An 18797-nucleotide genomic window follows, 5' to 3' on the forward strand; every position below is an offset into this window, starting at 1 on the left:
GCTAGTTCCAGATGTCGCAGGCCTCGTAGTCGCCGGAGTCGTAGCCGGTCTTGAACCACTTCATCCGCTCCTCCGAGGAACCGTGGGTCCACTGGTTCGCATCGACCCGGCCGCCGGTGACCTCCTGGATGTGGTCGTCGCCGACCGTGTAGGCGGCGCCGACGGCCTCCTCGATGTCGGCGTCGTCGATGGTGAGGATCTGCTCGCCGTTGTCGTCCTTGAGCGACTCGATGTGGTGGGTCCACAGGCCGGCGTAGCAGTCGGCCTGGAGCTCGAGCTTGACCGCGTCGCTGTCGGCACCCTGCTGGGTCTTCACGTTCTTCATCTGTCCGGTGATGTTCTGGATGTGGTGGCCGTACTCGTGGCCGAGTACGTAGGGCTCCACGAAGTCGCCGCCCTTGCCACCCAGCTGGCCTTCGAGCACGTCGTCGAAGAACGTCGGGTCGAGGTAGATGGTCTGGTCGGAGGGGCAGTAGAACGGTCCGACCGCGGACGTGGCGCCACCGCAGCCGGTGTTGGTCGAGCCGGAGAACGTCACAGCCGGGGCCGCGACGAAGTCGCCGCTCTTGAACTGTGAGGACCAGTAGGTCTCCAGCAGCTGGAGGATCGCCTTGCGCGAGCACGCCTCCGAGTTGTTGGCGTCCTCGCCGGTCTTGCACTCGTCGTAGGCATCAGCCTCCTGCTGTTGGGCAGGGTCGCTGCCGGCCGCGTTGTTCTGCGAGCTCCCGTCGCCCTGGTTGATGCCGGGGATGCTGCCGTTGTTGCACATGGTGACCAGGAAGGCGATCACCAGGATCAGCAGGCCGATCTTGCCGCCGCCGGCACCGGTCGGGATCGGCAACTTCATGCCGCCGCCACGTCCGCCGAGCCCGCCACCGCCGCCACCGGCATCGGAGACCTTTCCCGAATCGATCCGTGCCTTGGGATTGAAGCGCATGCTGCGTCCTTCCTGATGCCCGTGCGGATGCCGGGGGAGACCCTTCTCCCACGTACACTAACGATCCTGATGATCACCGCACAGCAACTAGAGGTCCGTGCCGGTGCGCGTCTCCTCATGGAGAACGTAAGTTTCCGCGTGGCAGCAGGCGACAAGGTCGGCCTGGTCGGTCGCAACGGTGCCGGCAAGACGACCCTCACGAAGATTCTCGCCGGCGAAGCACTGCCCGCCTCCGGCAAGGTCCTGTCGACCGGTGAGGTCGGCTACCTGCCCCAGGATCCCCGCACGGGCGACCCCGAGGTGATGGCCCGCGACCGGATCCTGTCCGCGCGTGGCCTCGACGACGTCGTACGTCGACTGCGACAGGCCGAGGCCGACATGGGGTCGGAGGACGCCGCCATCTCCGAGCGCGCGATGAAGCAGTACGCCCGCGCCGACAACGAGCTGCACGCCGGCGGAGGGTACGCCGCCGAGTCCGAGGCGGCCACGATCGCGGCGAGTCTCGGCATCGAGGAGCGCATCCTCACCCAACCGCTCAGGACGCTCTCCGGTGGCCAGCGCCGCCGGGTCGAGCTGGCCCGCATCCTCTTCTCCGACGCCGAGGTGATGCTCCTCGACGAGCCCACCAACCACCTCGACGTCGACTCGATCGTGTGGCTGCGCGACTTCCTGAAGAGCTACAAGGGCGGGCTGATCGTGATCAGCCACGACAACGACCTCCTCGAGGCGACGGTCAACAAGGTCATGCACCTTGACGCCAACCGGGCCGAGATCGACGTCTACAACATGGGCTGGAAGAACTACCTGACCCAGCGCGAGACCGACGAGCGGCGCCGCAAGCGCGAGCGGGCCAACGCAGAGACCAAGGCCAAGACGCTCACCGACCAGGCCAACCGCATGCGGGCCAAGGCCAGCAAGGCGACCGCCGCCCAGTCGATGCTCAAGCGCGCCGAGAAGATGATGGCCGGCCTCGAGGGCGAGCGCCAGGCCGACAAGGTCGCGAAGATCAAGTTCCCGGCTCCTGCCGCGTGTGGCAAGACCCCGTTGACCGCCAAGGAGCTCTCGAAGTCCTACGGCTCGCTCGAGGTCTTCATGGACGTCGACCTGGCCATCGACAAGGGCAGCCGCGTCGTCATCCTCGGGTTCAACGGCGCCGGCAAGACCACGATGCTGCGCATCCTGGCCGGCGTCGACCGCCCCGACACCGGCGAGGTCATCCCGGGCCACGGGCTCAAGGTCGGCTACTACGCCCAGGAGCACGAGACCCTCGACACCAGCCGCACCGTCCTGGAGAACATGCAGTCCGCGGCGCCGCAGCTGACCGACACCGAGGCCCGCAGCGTCCTCGGCTCGTTCCTCTTCTCCGGTGACGACGCGCACAAGTCGGCCGCCGTACTCTCGGGTGGTGAGAAGACGCGCCTGGCCCTGGCCAGCCTGGTCGTCTCCAGCGCCAACGTGCTGCTGCTCGACGAGCCCACCAACAACCTCGACCCCGCCTCCCGCGAGGAGGTGCTGGCCGCGATCCGCACCTACGAGGGCGCGATCATCCTTGTCACCCACGACGAAGGTGCCGTGCGCGCCCTCGAGCCCGACCGCGTGCTGCTGCTGCCCGACGGCGACGAGGACCTGTGGAACGAGGGGTACGCCGACCTGGTCTCGCTGGCCTGACATGGGCGGTTCTGATCTGAGGGGCCAGCCATGTCCGGCATGAGCGGGATGGGCGCCACCTGGCGCAACCTGCGCACCGACCGCAGCGTCGCCGACAGCAAGCTCGACCGGGGCACCGTGCGTCGGGTCCTGTCGTTCGCGCGTCCGCACCGACGCCTGATCGCCGGGTTCCTGGCGTTGACGGTCGTCGACGCCTGCCTCGTGGTGGTGACGCCGCTGCTGGTGCAGCGGATCGTGGACGACGGCGTGCTGAAGTCCGACATGGGCCTGGTGGCCTGGCTGGCCTCGGCGATGGCCGGAGTGGCGATCTTCAGCGGCCTGCTCGCCATCGCGTCGGGCTACCTCTCCTCACGCATCGGCGAGGGCCTGATCTTCGACCTGCGCACCCGGGTCTTCGGGCACGTGCAGCGCCAGTCACTGGCGTTCTTCACCCGCACCCAGACCGGTGCGCTGGTCTCGCGGCTCAACAACGACGTGATCGGCGCCCAGCGCGCGTTCACCTCCACCTTGTCGAGCACGGTCTCCAACGGCATCTCGGTGGTCGTGGTCGGCATCGCCATGCTGGCGCTGAGCTGGCAGGTGACGCTGCTGTGCCTGATGCTCTTCCCGATCCTGCTGCTGGCCTCCCGCTGGGTCAGTCAGCGCCTGGCCGGGCTGACCCGCGACCAGATGGACGGCAACGCCGACATGGGCAACGCCATGACCGAGCGGTTCAACGTGGGTGGCGCGATGCTGCTCAAGCTCTTCGGCCGCCGTGACGAGGAAGACGCGCTCTTCGCCGAGAAGGCCGGCAAGGTGCGTGACCTCGGCGTCCGCATCTCGCTGATCACCCGCATCTTCGCGGCCGTGATGATGACCGTGCCCGCGCTGGCCACCGCGCTGGTCTACGGCGTGGGCGGCTACCTGGCCATCCACGAGAAGCTGACCGTCGGCACCATGCTGGCGCTGGCCACCCTGCTGCTCCGGCTGCTCGGTCCGATGCAGGGTCTCTCCAACGTGCGCATCGACGTGATGACCGCGCTGGTCAGCTTCGAGCGGGTCTTCGAGGTGCTCGACCTACCGTCCCTGGTGCAGGAGAAGCCGGACGCCGTCGTGCTTCCGCGCAGTGCGTCACGGGTCGAGTTCCGCGACGTCGCCTTCGCCTACCCACGCGCCGACGAGGTGTCCCTGGCCTCGCTCGAGGTGGTGGCCCGCAAGGAGAGCCGCGACTCCGGCGAGGTGCTGCACGACATCGGGTTCGTCGCCGAGCCCGGCCAGATGGTGGCCCTGGTCGGGCCCTCCGGGGCCGGCAAGAGCACGATCACCCACCTCGTCGCCAGGTTGTACGACGTCCGCGGTGGCTCGGTGCACGTGGGGGACCACGACGTGCGCGACGTGACCCTGGAGTCGCTGGAGAACGTGGTCGGCTACGTCACCCAGGACTCGCACATGTTCCACGACACGATCCGGGCGAACCTGCTCTACGCCCGACGCGAGGCCGACGACCGCGCCATCTGGAACGCCCTCCACGCGGCCCAGATCGGGCGGCTCGTGGAGAACCTGCCCGACGGGCTCGACACCGTCGTCGGCGACCGCGGCTACCGGCTCTCCGGCGGTGAGCGCCAGCGCCTCGCCATCGCGCGACTGCTGCTCAAGGCGCCCGCGATCGTCGTACTCGACGAGGCCACGGCGCACCTCGACTCCGAGTCCGAGGCGGCGGTGCAGCGGGCCCTCGACGCCGCTCTCGTCGGCCGCACGTCGCTGGTGATCGCGCACCGCCTCTCGACCGTGCGCGGTGCCGACCTGATCCTGGTGGTCGACGACGGCCGCGTGGTCCAGCGCGGCACCCACGCCGAGCTCCTGGCGCAGGGTGGCCTCTACGGGCTGCTCCACCGCACCCAGTTCATCGACGACACCGCCGGAGGACGACCGTGACCCTCAGGTGTGCGGTGCTCGACGACTACCAGGCCGTGGCCGAGGGGCTGGCCGACTGGGCCACCCTCGACGACGTGCAGGTGCGGTTCCTGCACGACCACCTGCCCGACGAGGACGCCTGCGCCGAGACACTGGCCGATGCCGACATCCTCGTGGTGATGCGCGAACGCACGCCGATCACCGCGACCCTGCTGGCCCGGCTGCCCCGGCTGAAGCTGGTCGTGACCAGCGGTCTGCGCAACGCCTCCATCGACCTCGACGCGGCCCGCGCACGCGGCGTGGTGGTCTGCGGAACACCGAGCGCGTCCGAGCCGCCCACCGAGCTGACCTGGGCCCTGGTCCTCGGTCTCGCCCGCGGGCTCCACGTCGAGGTCCCGTCCTTCGCGTCGGGCGGCCCGTGGCAGAGCACCCTCGGCGCCGACCTGCACGGAGCCGTGCTCGGTGTCGTCGGCCTCGGCAAGATCGGCTCCCGCGTGGCACGGATCGGGCAGGCGTTCGGAATGGATGTCGTGGCCTGGAGCCCGCACCTGACCGACGAACGCTGCGCCGAGGTCGGCGTACGCCGGGCAGCGGACCTGCCCACGCTGCTCGCGGAGAGCGACTTCACGACCCTCCACCTGGTGCTGGCCGAGGCCACCCGCGGCATCATCGGCCGCGCCGAGCTGGCCGCCATGAAGCCGTCGGCGTTTCTCGTCAACACCTCCCGCGCCGGCCTGGTCGACACCCCGGCGCTCGTCGAGGCGCTGCAGGACGGTCGCCTCGCCGGGGCCGGTCTCGACGTGTTCGACACCGAGCCGCTGCCGTTCGACGACGCGCTGCGTGGCCTGCCGAACGTCCTGGCCACGCCGCACCTCGGCTACGTGACGCGGCGCAACTATGCGGGCTACTTCACCGGCGCCGTCGAGGACATCGCCGCCTGGCAGGCCGGCTCCCCGGTGCGCCTGCTGACCTGAGCGCCCACCCCGGGTGGCAGGATTCGCGGTATGGACCTCAACGTTCGTGACCGCGTCTACGTCATCACCGGGGGAGCCCGCGGCCTGGGCCGCGCCACCGCCGACCAGCTTGTCGCCGACGGTGCACGGGTGGTGCTGTCGGGGCGCAGCCGTGACTCCCTCGACGCCGCCGTGGCCGAGCTCGGCGAGGGGGCGGTCGCGGTCGAGGCCGACAACTCGGACCCCGCCGCACCGGGTCGTCTGGTCGCCGCGGCACAGGACACCTGGGGCCGGCTCGACGGAGTGCTGATCTCCGTCGGCGGACCGCCCAAGGGCAGCGTGACCGGCACCAGCGACGCAGACTGGACCACGTCCTTCGAGTCCGTCTTCCTGGGCGCCGTGCGCGTGGCCCGCGAGGTTGCCGCGGTGCTGGAGGAGGGCGGATCCATCACGTTCGTGCTCTCGATCTCCGCGAAGGCGCCGCTGGCCGACATGGCGATCTCCAACGGGCTGCGCCCCGGCCTGGCGATGGTGGCCAAGCAGCTCGCCGACGAGCTGGGCCCCCGGGGCATCCGGGTGAACGGGCTGATGCCCGGGCGCATCGACACCGAGCGGGTGCGCGAGCTCGACGCGGCCGGTGGCGACGCCGAGGCCTCCAAGGCACAGCAGCTCAGCTCGATCCCGCTGCGGCGCTACGGCACCCCGGACGAGTTCGGCAGGACGGCGGCGTTCCTGATGTCGCCGGCGTCAGGCTTTGTCAGCGGGGTGCTGCTTGCGGTTGACGGTGGGCTTTCGCGCCCCCTGTGACCGCCCCCGCGGCTCCTGTTCTTGTTTCGAGCGCCGTGGGCGGCGCGTCCGCTGGGAGCTCTTGCCGCTCCACTCGTCGTACGCCATCCAGAAGAAGCCGATGATCGCGAGCAGCCCGAAGAACCACCACTGCAGGCCGTAGAAGAAGTGCGGTCCGTTGTTCCTCTCGGGTGTCTCGGCCCCGGCCAGGGGTTGTTCCGGCTCGGGGTCCTCCGAGACGAGGTCGACGAAGCCGCCGTACGTCGTGAGGTCGAGCGCCTCGGCGATGTGCTTGCTGGAGATCGAGCGCGTGGAGTGGTCGGAGACCTTGGTGGAGTCCCCGGACGCGTCCTTGCGGACCCACCCGGTCACGGTCACCTGGCCCTCCGGGGGCGCGGGGACGTCGTCGGGCCGGGCGCCGCTGTTCTGCGTGGCCAGCCAGCCGCGGTCGACCAGCAGCGCCGTCCCCGACGAGGTGACCAGTGGGACGACCACGTCGACACCGGACTGGCCGTCGCGCGTGCGGTAGCGCACGATCACGGTGTCGTCGACGTCGTACTCGCCGGTGGCCGTGACCCGCAGCCACTCGTGCTCGGTGTCGACCGTGCCGCCGGGGGAGAGGACCTCGTCCACCGGCACCGGATCAGCGCTCGTGTTGCGCTCCACGATCGCGTTGGAGGCCTTGCGGTCCTCCAACCGGTGGAACTGCCACTCACCCAGTCGCCAGGCCACCCAGGCGAGGGCGATGACGACCAGGAAGAAGACGATCCACCGCCGGGTGAAGAGGAACGACAGGGATCTCACGCGGTCGAGGTTATCCCGACACGGCACCGCGAATCGGAGCGGGTAGGACCGGCCAACTAGGATGGGGTGATGCAGACCCTGAGTGACGCCTTCGGCCGTACGGCGACGGATCTGCGCGTCTCGCTGACGGACCGGTGCAACCTGCGGTGTTCCTACTGCATGCCGGCCGAAGGCCTCGACTGGCTGCCCGACGACTCCGTCCTCACCGACGACGAGCTGGTCCGGCTGGTCGGCGTCGCCACGAACCTGCTCGGCGTGCGCGAGGTGCGGTTCACCGGCGGCGAACCGCTGGTGCGACGGGGACTGGTCGACATCGTCCGGCGTACCGCCGCGCTGGAGCCGCGCCCCGAGATCTCGTTGACCACCAACGCCCTCGGGCTGGCTCGCAACGCCCAGGCGCTGGCCGAGGCGGGGCTCGACCGGGTCAACGTCAGCCTCGACACGATCCGCCCGGAGACGTTCGCCGAGATCACGCGTCGCGACCGGTTGCACGATGTGGTGGCCGGCCTCGAGGCCGCCCATGCCGCCGGCCTCGGACCCGTGAAGATCAACGCCGTGCTGCTGCGTGGCGTCAACGACGACCAGGCCCCCGAGCTGTTGCAGTGGTCGCTCGACCGCGGCTACGAGCTGCGGTTCATCGAGCAGATGCCGCTCGACGCCCAGCACGGCTGGCGACGCGACACGATGATCACCGCCGACGAGATCCTCGCCGCGCTCGAGGCCGAGTTCGACCTGTCTCCTGCCGAGGAGCCGCGGGGCAGCGCGCCGGCCGAGCTGTTCAGCGTCAACGGAGGTCCGGCCACGGTCGGCGTCATCGCCTCGGTGACCCGCCCGTTCTGCGGCGACTGCGACCGGGTCCGGCTGACCGCCGACGGCCAGGTGCGCAACTGCCTGTTCGCCCGCGAGGAGTCCGACCTGCGAACGGCGCTGCGCGCCGGTGCCACCGACGCCGAGCTGGCCGAACGCTGGATCGCCGCCGTGGTCGGCAAGCTGCCCGGGCACGGCATCAACGACCCGTCGTTCCTCCAGCCGACCCGGCCGATGTCCGCGATCGGCGGCTGACCCGCTTCGACGCGGCGCGCCCCAACCGGGCTCAGGACGTGAGTGGCTCGACGTCCTTGAGGAAGTTGCGCGCGGCGAGGAACTCGCTGAGTGACTCCTTGTGCTCGTCACAGGCCAGCCACGTCTTGCGACGCTCGGGCGTGTGCAGCTTCGGGTTGTTCCACAGCAGGGACCACCGAGCGGCTTCCTGGCAGCCCTTGGCAGAGCACCGCAACTCGTCATCCACGTGGTGGCTCCCTTCGTGAAGAGGCTCGGGAAAAGGCGAATGCCGGACGGCCACGGGGGAGGTCGTCCGGCATTCGCTGGTTGATGATTGCACGACCGAGCGCCGAATCCAATCCGGGACTCACGTGTCGCGCTTCGTGCTCGGAGTCGGGCTCGGCTCCTTGCCGGGCAGCTCGCGACCGAACCAGTCGGTGGGGCGCAGCTCGACCTCGCGACGTTGCGGTGTGCCGTTCGCGAACACCACCGCGAGGTAGGGCAGGAACACGGCGCCCACCACCAGCACCCAGCGCAGCCAGCCGTCTCCGACGACCACGGCCCCGACGAAACAGACCGTGCGGATGCCCATCGAGATCAAGTAGCGCCGTTGCCGGCCCGCGATCTCGACGGCCGGCGAGGGCGCGGCGGTGGTGATCCGCACTGCTTCCGGGTCCTCGCGTGGCATGCCCCCATCGTACGTCGCTAGGCTGGTGGGGTTGTCCGCCGTACACCCCACTGGAGGTCCCCCGATGTCGAACCGCACCTACCGCGTCACCGAGATCGTCGGCACGTCGCCCGACGGCATCGACCAGGCCATCCGCAACGCCGTGGACCGCGCCGCCAGCACCCTGCGCCACATCGACTGGTTCGAGATGACCCAGGTCCGCGGGCAGGTCAAGGACGGACAGGTCGAGCACTTCCAGGTCGGCCTCAAGGTCGGCTTCCGCCTCGAGGACGACTGAGTTCCGAGCGGTCCGTCGAGACTGAGGTCACAGCCGTGGCTTTAGGCATACCCCTCGGTAATCTCTAGCGTCGGTGACCGTGAGCAGATCAGTTCTCGTCACCGGCGGCAACCGCGGGATCGGCCGCGCCATCGCCCAGGCGTTCCTCGACCAGGGCGACCAGGTCGCCGTCACGACGCGCAACGGCGGAGCACCAGAAGGGGCTCTCGACGTCCGCTGCGACATCACGGACCCGGCCGCGGTCGATGCCGCGTTCAAGCAGATCGAGGAGGCCCACGGGCCCGTCGAGGTGCTGGTCGCCAACGCCGGAATCACCAAGGACACCCTCGTCCTGCGGATGACCGACGACGACTGGGACTCGGTCATCGCCACCAACCTCACCGGCTCGTTCCGGGTGGCCAAGCGCGCCGCGAAGGGCATGCTCCGACTGCGTCGCGGTCGCATCATCTTCATCTCGTCGGTGGTCGGCCTGCTCGGCTCGCCGGGCCAGGTCAACTACGCCGCGTCGAAGTCCGGCCTCGTCGGCATGGCGCGATCGTTGGCCCGTGAGCTCGGCTCCCGCTCCATCACCGCGAACGTCGTGGCCCCCGGCTTCGTGTCCACCGACATGACCGACGTGCTCCCCGAGGAGCAGAAGGCCGCCTACCAGTCCCAGATCCCGTTGGGTCGCTTCGCCAGCGTCGAGGACGTCGCCGGTGCGGTCACCTGGTTGGCCGGCGACGGCGGCGCCTACGTCACCGGCGCGGTCATCCCGGTCGACGGCGGCCTCGGCATGGGCCACTGACCTCCTCCCACCCCTCCCTGACACAAGGAGCAAGACGCATGGGCATTCTCGACGGCAAGCGGATCCTCGTCGCCGGTGTGACGATGGACAGCTCGATCGGCTTCGCGGTGGCCAAGGTCGCCCAGGAGCAGGGCGCCACCGTCCTGATCTCCAACTTCGGTCGCGCACTCGGCATCACCAAGCGCATCGCCAAGCGCCTCCCCGTCGAGCCGCCCGTGCTCGAGCTCGACGTCACCGACGAGGACCACCTCGCCCGGCTGCCCGAGCTCGTGCGCGAGCACGTCGACGGTCTCGACGGTGTCGTGCACTCGATCGCCTACGGCAACCCCGAGACCCTGCTCGGCGGCAAGTTCCTCGACGGGCCGTGGGGTGACGTCGCCCAGGCGGTCCAGGTCTCGGCGTACTCCCTCAAGTCGCTGGCCGTGGCCAGCAAGCCGCTGATGAGCGAGGGCGGGTCCGTCGTCGGCCTCACCTTCGACGCGACGGTCGCCTGGCCGGCGTACGACTGGATGGGCGTGGCCAAGGCTGGCCTCGAGTCCACCTCGCGCTACCTGGCCCGCGACCTCGGCGCCGACGGCATCCGCTGCAACCTGGTCTCCGCCGGGCCGCTGCGCACGCTGGCTGCCAAGGCCATTCCCGGCTTCTCCGACCTCGAGGACATGTGGGGCACGCGTGCCCCGCTGGGCTGGGACAACACCGACCAGGAGCCCACCGCGCGTGCGGTCTGTGCCTTGCTGTCCGACTTCTTCCCGGCGACCACCGGCGAGATCGTGCACGTCGACGGTGGCTTCCACGCGATGGGTGCCTGACCCGATCCAGCCTGCGCGTGCCGGAGATCGGCGATGCCGGGATGAGTCTGTACCGTTCCGTGGGTGACTTCACTCATCGAGCTGCGCATCCTCGAAGGCCCCAATCTCTACTTCCCGCGGGCCGCGGTGAAACTGACCCTCGACATCACGCCGCTGGCCGAGGCGCCGGATGAGACGGTGCAACGGTTCGCGCGTCGGATCGGACTGAAGAACGTCCGCCAGGGTGCCGCCGGCTCCGGCTTCCGGCAGCGCTTCGCCACCCGGGCCGTGGCCCGGCTGGTCCGGTCGATCGCGGGGGAGTCGGGCACCGCGCGCCTCGCCGTACGCGTCCGCCCCACCAACGACCCGCACCAGATCGTGGTCGCCTTCCCGTGGCGGCACCGCAACAAGGGCGAGGCCCTGGGCCGCGCGGTGGCCGAGGTGCTCGACGCGCTGCCGGGCGCCGACATCGATGTCCTCGTCAGCGAGGTGGCGCAACGGTTGGCGACCGTCGAGGCGGGGGCGGCTCCGACCACGATCAAGCCGCGCATCCCGGTCGTCGCGGTCACCGGCACCAACGGCAAGACCACGACCTCGCGGATGATCGCGCACATCGCCCGCACCAACGGACTGCTGGTCGGCTGGTCGAACACTGACGGCATCTACATCGACGGTGAGCTGGTCGAGCCGGGTGACTACTCGGGCCCGTCGGGTGCCGGCCGGGTGCTGGCCCACAAGCAGGTGCAGCTGGCGGTCACCGAGACCGCGCGCGGCGGCATCCTGCTCAAGGGCATCGGCCTGACCCGCAACGACGTCTCGGTGGTCACCAACGTCACCGCCGACCACCTCGGGCTGCAGGGCATCGACACCGTCGACCAGCTCGCCGAGGTGAAGGCGGTGGTCCCGCGCATCACCCGACCCGACGGCTGGGCGGTGCTCAACGGGGACGACCCACGGGTCCTGGCGATGCGTCAGGTGATCAAGGCCCAGCCCTGGGTGTTCTCCCGCGACCCCGACTCGCCGGCCGTCCGCGAGGTGCTCAACAGCGGCGGTCGGGCGACCACCGTGATCGACGGCTGGGTCGCCGTGCTGACACCGGGCCGCGACGCCGACCCGTTGATCGAGCTGGTCGACGTGCCGATGACGCTGGCCGGACTGTCCCGCTTCAACGTCGAGAACACGCTGGCCGCTGCCTCCGCCGCCCTGGCCATCGGGATGCCCCGCGACGTCGTCGTGGAGGGCCTGCGCACGTTCCGACCCGACGCCGAGCACAACCCCGGCCGGATGAACTTCTTCTCCATCGGCGAGGTCTCGGTGGTGATGGACCTGGCCCACAACGAGGCCGGCCTCGAGGCGCTGATCGAGATCATGAACGGCGTACGCCGTCCCGGTGCGCGGATCCTCCTCGGGCTGGGCGTGGTCGGCGACCGGCAGGACGAGCTGATCGAGCAGCTCGGCGAGATCGCTGGCCGCGACGCCGACGTGCTGGCGATCTGCCACAAGGAGCGCTACCTGCGCGGGCGTACGACGGACGAGCTCGACGTGCTGATGCGCGCCGGGGCGGAACGCGTGGGCGCCACGCACATCGTGTCGTGGCCGACCGAGGTGTCCGGACTCGAAGCACTGGTGGCCCAGGCGCAGCCCGGCGACGTCGTGGGCATCATGTGCCACGCCGAGCGCCAGGAGTGCTACGACTGGATCGCCGGCAAGGGCGGCACGCCCGACAGCCCCGAACACCTGGCCGAGAAGGTCCGCGCGGCCCGAGACTGACGGATCAGGGGGCGTCGACTGCCCCGACGTGGTTGTCGAGGTCGACGTCGCCCTCGACGACGAAGCCGAGGAGGCCCGCGGTGGTGCGGGTCTCGTGCTGCTCGCCGGCCTCCCAGACCGCGGCCTGGCCCGGACCGAGATGCTGCACCACGCCGTCGTAGCCGCTGACCGTCGCGTTGCCCTCCATGACCACCAGGAGCTGGCGGCCCAGGGCAGGGTGACGTCCGATCACCCCGCCCGGGGCCAGTTGGACCACGACGAGGTGGGCGTCGGCGGTCAGGCCGAGCGCCCCCACCGTGAAGCCGGTGCTGTCGTTGGCCTCGATCCTGCGCCTGGGGACCTGGTCGAGCCTGAGGATCCGCACCCGGGTCAGACGCGGTCGCTCGACACCGAGGTGATGTCGGGGTCGGCGGCGGGGGAGTCGTCGGTGGCGCCGGAGCCGGCCTGGGCCTGGTTGGACCAGTTCTCCAGCTCGGCCATCACCTGCGGGTGCTTGTCGACGCACAGGATGACCAGGTCGCCGCGGTTGGCGCGACTCATCGCGTGACGGATGGCGTCGGTCTCGTCGGTGATCACCTCGACCTGCTTGCAGCGGGTGCCGGCCTCCATGGCCCGGCGTACGCCCTCGGCCACGAACCCGGCCACCTCGCCGCGTTCGCGCCCGCGCAGGGCGACGTCCTCGCGGACCACGACCACGTCGAAGTGCTGGGCCGCGATCTCACCGAGCTCGCGCATGTCCTCGTCGCGGCGGTCGCCGGCGGTGGCGATGACGCCGATCCGGGAAGGACGGGCCAGCTCGTGTGCCGACTCCAGCGACTCGCCGACCCGGTCGACGAAGTCGCCGAGCATGCGCATGCCGGGCGCGTTGTGGCAGTAGTCGACGATGACGTTGACGCCGTTGACCTCGACCTCGTTGAGCCGACCGGGGGACTGGTAGTAGTTCGTCGAGAACGTGCGCATGCCCTGGCGGATGTCGTGCAGGGGAGCACCGGCGGCGAAGGCCGCGGCGGCCGCGGCCATCGCGTTCTGCACGTTCATCCGGGCCCGGCCGCCGAAGGTCGACGGCAGCAGGTGGGTCCACGCCAGCTGCATCTCACGGCGCCCGTGCTTGACCACGATCATCTCGCCGCGGTCGGACGGCGCCAGGATCAGTGCCTTGCCCCCGCGCCGGCAGTGCGCGTCGATCATCTCGCGGGCCTCGGTGCCCGGCTCCTCCATGGAGAACCAGACGATCTGGCCCGAGCAGCGCCGGCGCATGTTGCGCACCAGCGGGTCGTCGGCGTTCAGCACGGCGTGCCCGTCGCGGGGCACCGCCTCCACCACGACGGCCTTCACGTCGGCGAGCTGCTCGACCGTGTCGATGCCGCGCAGTCCCAGGTGGTCGGGCTGCACGTTGAGCACCACGGCGACGTCGTTGCGCTCGTAGCCGAGCCCCTCGCGCAGGATGCCGCCGCGGGCCACCTCGAAGACCGCGAAGTCGACGCGCGGGTTCTGCAGCACCATGCGGGCAGACCGGGGCCCGGACGCGTCGGCCCGGATCAGCAGCCGCTCGTCGATCACGACACCGTCGGTCGAGGTCATGCCGACCTTGCGGCCCATGCCCTTGAAGATGTGGGAGATCATCCGCGACGTCGTGGTCTTGCCGTTGGTGCCGGTCACCGCGACGATCGGGATGCGCGACGGTGCGCCGGGCGGGAACAGCATGTCGACCACGGGCTTGGCGATGAACTGCGGCTCGCCGATGGTCGGGTGGGTGTGCATGCGGAACCCGGGGGCGGCGTTGACCTCACAGATCGCGCCGCCGGTCTCACGGACCGGCTCGGTGATGTCGGGGCAGATGAAGTCGATGCCGGCGATGTCGAGCCCGATCATGCGAGCCGCCTCCTCGGCGATCTCGACGTTCTCGGGGTGCGCCTCGAAGGTGCGGTCGATCGAGATGCCGCCGGTCGACATGTTCCCGGTCAGCGCCAGCTTCACCTGGACGCCGGCGTCGGGCACGTCGGTGAGCTCGAAGCCCTGGTCGCGGACCCTCTCGATGGCGGCGTCGTCGACCTTGATGCGGGTCAGCACCTTCTCGTGCCCGACTCCGCGCCGCGGGTCGGCGTTGGCCATCTCGACGAGGTGCTCGATGGTGCTCGTGCCGTCACCGGTGACCCCGGCAGGCACTCGCTCGGCGACGGCGGCGAGCTTGCCGTCGATGATCAGGCACCGGTAGTCCTTGCCGGTGACCATCGACTCGACGATCACCCAGCCGCGGCGGGACTGGTCCTTGGCGACCGGGAACGCCTCGCGGACGTCGTCCTCGTTCTCCAGGTCGAGGCAGACGCCTCGGCCGTGGTTGCCGTCGAGCGGCTTCACCACCACGGGGTAGCCGATCCGGTTGGCGACGGTGACCGCCTGGTCGGCGGTCCGCACCGACTCCTGCTTGGGCACCGGCAGCCCGGCGGCACCGAGCAGCCGCGTGGTGAGGTCCTTGTCGCTGGCGATGTCGACCGCGATGGAGCTGGTCTCCGAGGTCATCGTGGCCCGGATGCGCTTGGCGTGGACGCCCTGGCCGAGCTGCACGAGCGAGTGCTGGTTCAGGCGCAGCCACGGGATGTCGCGAGACACCGCCTCGTCCACGATGGCCTGGGTGGACGGCCCGAACGCGGTGCGCTCGGCGCGCTTGATGAACGCCTCGAGCTCGTTGTCCCAGTCGAACTCCGGGTCGGCCTCGACCAGGTGGTTGACCAGGCGTACGGCGAGACGCGCGGCGGCCAGGCCGACCTGTTCGTCGACGTAGCCGAAGATCACGTTGTAGTGCCCGGGCTTGCCCTTGACCTGTCGGGTCTTGCCGCGACGGATGTCGTGGCCGACCACCTGCTGCAGGGCGAGCGCCGTGTGTTCGGCGACGTGGCCGAGCCAGGTGCCCTCGTTGAGGCGCTCGACGAAGCCGCCGCGACGGCCACGGGAGCAGGAGTGCTCACGCAGGCCGGGCAGCATCTGGAGGATGTTGTCGGTGAAGGCGGGGATGGTGTTCGTCGGGTACTGCTCGAGTGAGCCGAGATCCACGACCAGGTGGATCGAGCGGTCGTAGGACCAGATGTTGGCTCCGCGGTAGACCCGCGTCTCGACGATGGCCAGGTCAGCGGTCGGGCGTCCACCCGCCAGGGGAGTGTCGGTCATGAGCTCGCTTCCGTCTCGTCGGCTTCGATGGTCTGGTCGGCTTCCTTGCGACGCCTGCTCTTGCGTCTCCGGAGCACCGAGGGTGACACGTCACCCGCCGCGATGTCGCGGGCCAGCTTGCGCAGGTCGCGACCGGCCTCGGCGATCTCGGCCGCCTCGGCGTCATCGGCGACTGCCGGGGCAGGCACGAGTGTGCGTGTCGTCAGGTCGAAGGTCGCACCTTGCGGCAGCACGTGCAAGACGACGCCTGAGGTCAGCAGGGGTGACGAGCGCGACGCCTCGTGCGCGTTGCTCACGATGCGGGCCGGGTCGAAGATCGTCACGGCCCCGCGGCCGATGACGCGCAGGATCTCGTGGTCGCCCTCGACCGTCACGACGGCGGCGGTGTCCTCGTCGACACCCATGCCGAGCAGTTGCGGCGACTGGGCGACGATCATCAGCAGCCGGCCGTAGCGGTTGCGCTGCTCGAAGTGCTGGTCGATCACGCAGTTCTCGACCAGTCCCAGTCCGGCCGCGACCTGGGTCATCCGCTGCTTGGCGGTGGCGCCGCCGGTGCCGAAGGCCACCATGTGCGAAGACTGGATGCTGGCGCCCGCGGACGTGCCGGCGATCACCGCGCCACGTCGTCGGGCGGCGTGGATCGCCTCGCCGAACGGTGTGCCGCAGATCGCGCCGGAGAGCTTGAGCTGGTTGCCGCCGGTCATGAAGATGCCGGTCACGTCGGACAGTGCCTCGACGAACGCCGCGTCATGCGACTGCTCACGGGTCACCGGTCGAACGGAGACGACGTCGGCCGCCCCCAGCTTGCGGAACAGGGCGTCGTACACCTCGACGATCTCGGGGCCCAGGGAGGACGCCGTGGCGATCACGGCGATCTTCGCGTGCGGGCCTCCCGAGGCCCGGACGAACTCGGTGAGCACCGAACGCCTGCGCAACTTGTCTTCGGCGCCGCCCACGATCATCAGGGGGCCGGGCGTGGGGGAATCGATGGGGGACTCACTCTCGCTGGGCATGACAGGCAGGCTAGCCGGTGCCAACATGGTCGCGTGCACAAGTCTTCCCGGATCCTCGTCCTCATGCGGCATGCCAAGGCAGAGACGCCTTCGGCACTCGATCACGAGCGGGAGCTGGCTCCTCGTGGACGACGCGAGGCGGCGTTGGCAGGCGAGTGGTTGCGACAGGTCGAGGTGGTGCCCGCCGCCGCCCTCGTGTCCTCCGCAGCGCGCACGCAGGCCACCTGGTGGGAGGTCTCGACGGCGGGAGGGTTCGACTGCCCGGTCGAGACGAGCGACGCGTTGTACGCCGCCGAACCGGACTCGGCGCTCGACCTGATCCGTCTCACGTCGGACGACGTACGCAGCCTGGTCGTCATCGGGCACAACCCGACCATGGCGTTCCTGGCGCAGACGCTGGACGACGGCGAGGGGGACACAGACGCCTCCAACGGCATGATCGCCGGGTTCCCCACGGGCGCGATGGCGGTCTTCGAGGTCAGCGGCGCCTGGACCGATCTCGACATGGGCGGCGCCCGCCTGGCCCGCTTCCACGTGCCGCGTGAGGACGACTGACTCCCGACGGGGCGAGCCAGCCCCTCGCTCAGACCGGAGGTGCCGGCGTGACGATGCCGACGGCGGCGTCAGCGGCCTCGATCTCCTCGCGGGAGATGCCGAGGAGGTACATGATCGCGTCGAGGTAGGGCACGTTCACCGCGGTGTCGGCCGCCTGCTGGACGACCGGCTTCGCGTTGTAGGCGATGCCGAGCCCGGCCGCGTTGAGCATGTCGAGGTCGTTCGCCCCGTCGCCGATCGCGATCACCTGCTCCTCGGTGACCCCCACGTCGTGGGCGAAGCGGCGCAGGGCGGCGGCCTTGCCGGCCCGGTCGACGACGTCGCCGACGATGCGCCCGGTGAGCCGGCCGTCGACGATCTCGAGCTCGTTGGCGTGGGCGAAGTCGAAGCCGAGGTCGGCCGCGATGCGGTCGGTGATCTGGCTGAAGCCGCCGGAGACCATCGCGAACCGGTAGCCGAGTCGCTTCAGGGTGCGGATCATGGTGCGGGCACCCGGGGCGAAGACGATGCCCTCGTAGACCCGCTCGAGGGCACGGGCGTCGACCCCTTCGAGCAGGGCGACCCGTTCGCGCAGTGAGTCGGCGAAGTCGAGCTCGCCGCGCATCGCCTGCTCGGTGACCCGGGCGACCTCCGGCTCGCAGCCCGCGTGGGCGGCCAGCATCTCGATGACCTCGCCCTGGACCAGCGTGGAGTCGACGTCCATCACGATCAACCGCATGCCGCGTCGCAGCAGGTTGGCCGGCTGGACCGCGACGTCGACCCCCTGGAGGGTGGCCTCCTTCACGAGGCCCTCACGCAGGGTGTCGGTCGAGACCCCCGAGACGTGGAGCTCGATGGCAGTGACCGGGTAGCGGGCCATGCGCTCGATGCGGTCGATGTTGCCGCCGGAGTCCGCGATGCGTCCCGTCATCGCGGCCATGGCGGCCGCGCGCAGGGGCGCCCCGATGATCGTGACGTGGCTGCGCCCGTCACGACGGGACTTGTTGTCACCGACTCCGCGGTCGACCTCGACCTGCATGCCGAGTGCCGAGCCGACCTCGACGACCGCGTCACGGAGCTTCTTCCACTCCCGGGGCGCACTGACCAGCACGCCGAGCACGAGGCGTCGGCGAAGCACGATCTGCTCGATGTCGATCACCTCGACACCCGCAGCGGCCAGCCTGGAGAAGACCGCCGAGGTCACGCCGGGACGGTCCTTGCCGGTGAGGGTGATGAGCAGGGTCTTCGGCGGGGCTTCTTCGAAGTCAGTCATGACGGGTAGAGGCTACTGCGGTCCTGGCCGGTTGTCGGTGCCGACTCGTAGTGTGGGCCGCATGTCCGACACACACCACACCGTCAACTACATCGAGCTCGGTGCCACGGACCTCGCGGCGGCGAAGGCGTTCTACACCTCCGCCTTCGGCTGGGAGTTCAACGACTACGGCCCCGACTACGCCGGCATCAAGCTGCCCGGGCGCGACGACGAGATCGGCGGGCTCAACCCGGCCACGACTCCGCAGCCCGGCGGCCCGCTGGTCCTGATCTCCTCCGACGACCTCGACGCTACGCATGCCGCGGTGCTGGCGGCCGGGGGCACGGTCACCGAGGGTCCCTACGCGTACCCGGGCGGCCGTCGGTTCCACTTCACCGATCCGTCCGGCAACGCCCTCGGGGTCTACTCCCACCAGTGACACGA

At 70.1% G+C, this 18797-nt stretch carries 19 protein-coding genes; 11 read left to right on the forward strand and 8 right to left on the reverse strand.

Translation table 11 applies throughout. The annotated features are described in order from the left end of the window. Position 1: 1 nt before the first annotated feature. Positions 2-937: a KPN_02809 family neutral zinc metallopeptidase gene (gene ypfJ, locus ASH02_RS04135; protein ID WP_056677899.1), complete on the reverse strand. Its 936-nt coding sequence runs from the start codon at positions 935-937 to the stop codon at positions 2-4. A 69-nt stretch (positions 938-1006) separates the two neighbouring features. Here ypfJ and ASH02_RS04140 point away from each other — a divergent pair, with 69 nt between their 5' ends. From ASH02_RS04140 to ASH02_RS04155, 4 genes are read left to right on the forward strand one after another with little or no spacing between them, the layout of a single operon-like run. Continuing rightward, positions 1007-2605 (forward strand): ABC-F family ATP-binding cassette domain-containing protein, encoded by a 1599-nt coding sequence (locus tag ASH02_RS04140; RefSeq protein ID WP_056677902.1) that lies wholly within the window; start codon positions 1007-1009, stop codon positions 2603-2605. Between the two features lie 30 nt (positions 2606-2635). Further along, on the forward strand, positions 2636-4519 hold the full coding sequence (locus tag ASH02_RS04145; RefSeq protein ID WP_056677906.1) for an ABC transporter ATP-binding protein: 1884 nt from the start codon (positions 2636-2638) through the stop codon (positions 4517-4519). After that, complete coding sequence (locus ASH02_RS04150; RefSeq protein ID WP_056677909.1) at positions 4516-5472, forward strand: D-2-hydroxyacid dehydrogenase family protein; 957 nt, start codon at positions 4516-4518, stop codon at positions 5470-5472. The genes ASH02_RS04145 and ASH02_RS04150 overlap by 4 nt, the downstream gene beginning before the upstream one ends. A 30-nt stretch (positions 5473-5502) precedes the next feature. Then, complete coding sequence (locus ASH02_RS04155) at positions 5503-6258, forward strand: SDR family oxidoreductase (RefSeq protein WP_056677914.1); 756 nt, start codon at positions 5503-5505, stop codon at positions 6256-6258. On the opposite strand, the gene ASH02_RS04160 is transcribed toward ASH02_RS04155, so the two are convergent. Continuing rightward, on the reverse strand, positions 6199-7041 hold the full coding sequence (locus ASH02_RS04160; RefSeq protein WP_056677916.1) for an SURF1 family cytochrome oxidase biogenesis protein: 843 nt from the start codon (positions 7039-7041) through the stop codon (positions 6199-6201). The two genes, ASH02_RS04155 and ASH02_RS04160, sit on opposite strands and share 60 nt — an antisense overlap. Positions 7042-7110: 69 nt before the next feature. Here ASH02_RS04160 and moaA point away from each other — a divergent pair, with 69 nt between their 5' ends. Then, positions 7111-8103, forward strand: a complete 993-nt coding sequence (gene moaA, locus ASH02_RS04165) for a GTP 3',8-cyclase MoaA (RefSeq protein WP_056677920.1) — start codon at positions 7111-7113, stop codon at positions 8101-8103. A 31-nt stretch (positions 8104-8134) separates the two neighbouring features. Here the strand turns inward: moaA and ASH02_RS04170 are convergent, their stop codons facing one another. After that, complete coding sequence (locus ASH02_RS04170) at positions 8135-8329, reverse strand: hypothetical protein (RefSeq protein WP_056677922.1); 195 nt, start codon at positions 8327-8329, stop codon at positions 8135-8137. 120 nt (positions 8330-8449) lie between these two features. Continuing rightward, the gene (locus ASH02_RS04175; RefSeq protein ID WP_056677925.1) at positions 8450-8770 is read right to left on the reverse strand and encodes a DUF3099 domain-containing protein; all 321 of its coding nucleotides are present in this window, start codon (positions 8768-8770) and stop codon (positions 8450-8452) included. Positions 8771-8834: 64 nt separating this feature from the next. On the opposite strand from ASH02_RS04175, the gene ASH02_RS04180 reads away from it, so the two are divergent. The 4 genes from ASH02_RS04180 to ASH02_RS04195 all read left to right on the forward strand — a co-directional run bounded on the left by ASH02_RS04180 (position 8835) and on the right by ASH02_RS04195 (position 12389). Further along, positions 8835-9047, forward strand: a complete 213-nt coding sequence (locus ASH02_RS04180) for a dodecin (RefSeq protein ID WP_056677927.1) — start codon at positions 8835-8837, stop codon at positions 9045-9047. A gap of 79 nt (positions 9048-9126) precedes the next feature. Next, on the forward strand, positions 9127-9831 hold the full coding sequence (locus ASH02_RS04185) for a beta-ketoacyl-ACP reductase (RefSeq protein ID WP_056679341.1): 705 nt from the start codon (positions 9127-9129) through the stop codon (positions 9829-9831). A 38-nt stretch (positions 9832-9869) separates the two neighbouring features. Further along, positions 9870-10640: an enoyl-ACP reductase FabI gene (gene fabI / locus ASH02_RS04190; protein WP_056677930.1), complete on the forward strand. Its 771-nt coding sequence runs from the start codon at positions 9870-9872 to the stop codon at positions 10638-10640. Positions 10641-10703: 63 nt separating this feature from the next. Further along, the gene (locus ASH02_RS04195) at positions 10704-12389 is read left to right on the forward strand and encodes a Mur ligase family protein (protein WP_235530066.1); all 1686 of its coding nucleotides are present in this window, start codon (positions 10704-10706) and stop codon (positions 12387-12389) included. A gap of 4 nt (positions 12390-12393) precedes the next feature. Here the strand turns inward: ASH02_RS04195 and ASH02_RS04200 are convergent, their stop codons facing one another. From ASH02_RS04200 to ASH02_RS04210, 3 genes are read right to left on the reverse strand one after another with little or no spacing between them, the layout of a single operon-like run. After that, on the reverse strand, positions 12394-12753 hold the full coding sequence (locus ASH02_RS04200) for a cupin domain-containing protein (protein ID WP_056677933.1): 360 nt from the start codon (positions 12751-12753) through the stop codon (positions 12394-12396). A gap of 5 nt (positions 12754-12758) precedes the next feature. Continuing rightward, the gene (gene cphA, locus ASH02_RS04205; RefSeq protein ID WP_056677937.1) at positions 12759-15554 is read right to left on the reverse strand and encodes a cyanophycin synthetase; all 2796 of its coding nucleotides are present in this window, start codon (positions 15552-15554) and stop codon (positions 12759-12761) included. After that, a complete protein-coding gene (locus tag ASH02_RS04210; protein ID WP_082563561.1) occupies positions 15551-16567 on the reverse strand; it encodes a cyanophycinase in 1017 nt (338 codons plus the stop codon). Before ASH02_RS04210 ends, cphA begins: the two co-directional genes overlap by 4 nt. Positions 16568-16600: 33 nt before the next feature. On the opposite strand from ASH02_RS04210, the gene ASH02_RS04215 reads away from it, so the two are divergent. Next, positions 16601-17122 (forward strand): SixA phosphatase family protein, encoded by a 522-nt coding sequence (locus ASH02_RS04215; RefSeq protein WP_235532506.1) that lies wholly within the window; start codon positions 16601-16603, stop codon positions 17120-17122. A 28-nt stretch (positions 17123-17150) separates the two neighbouring features. Here the strand turns inward: ASH02_RS04215 and serB are convergent, their stop codons facing one another. Beyond that, positions 17151-18374 carry a phosphoserine phosphatase SerB gene (gene serB / locus ASH02_RS04220; protein WP_056677940.1) on the reverse strand — a complete coding sequence of 408 codons (1224 nt, stop codon included), beginning with the start codon at positions 18372-18374 and terminating at the stop codon, positions 17151-17153. Between the two features lie 61 nt (positions 18375-18435). Here serB and ASH02_RS04225 point away from each other — a divergent pair, with 61 nt between their 5' ends. Next, positions 18436-18792, forward strand: a complete 357-nt coding sequence (locus ASH02_RS04225; RefSeq protein ID WP_056677943.1) for a VOC family protein — start codon at positions 18436-18438, stop codon at positions 18790-18792. Positions 18793-18797: the final 5 nt, after the last annotated feature.

The organism is Nocardioides sp. Soil796 (genome assembly GCF_001429525.1).
Lineage (GTDB): Bacteria > Actinomycetota > Actinomycetes > Propionibacteriales > Nocardioidaceae > Nocardioides.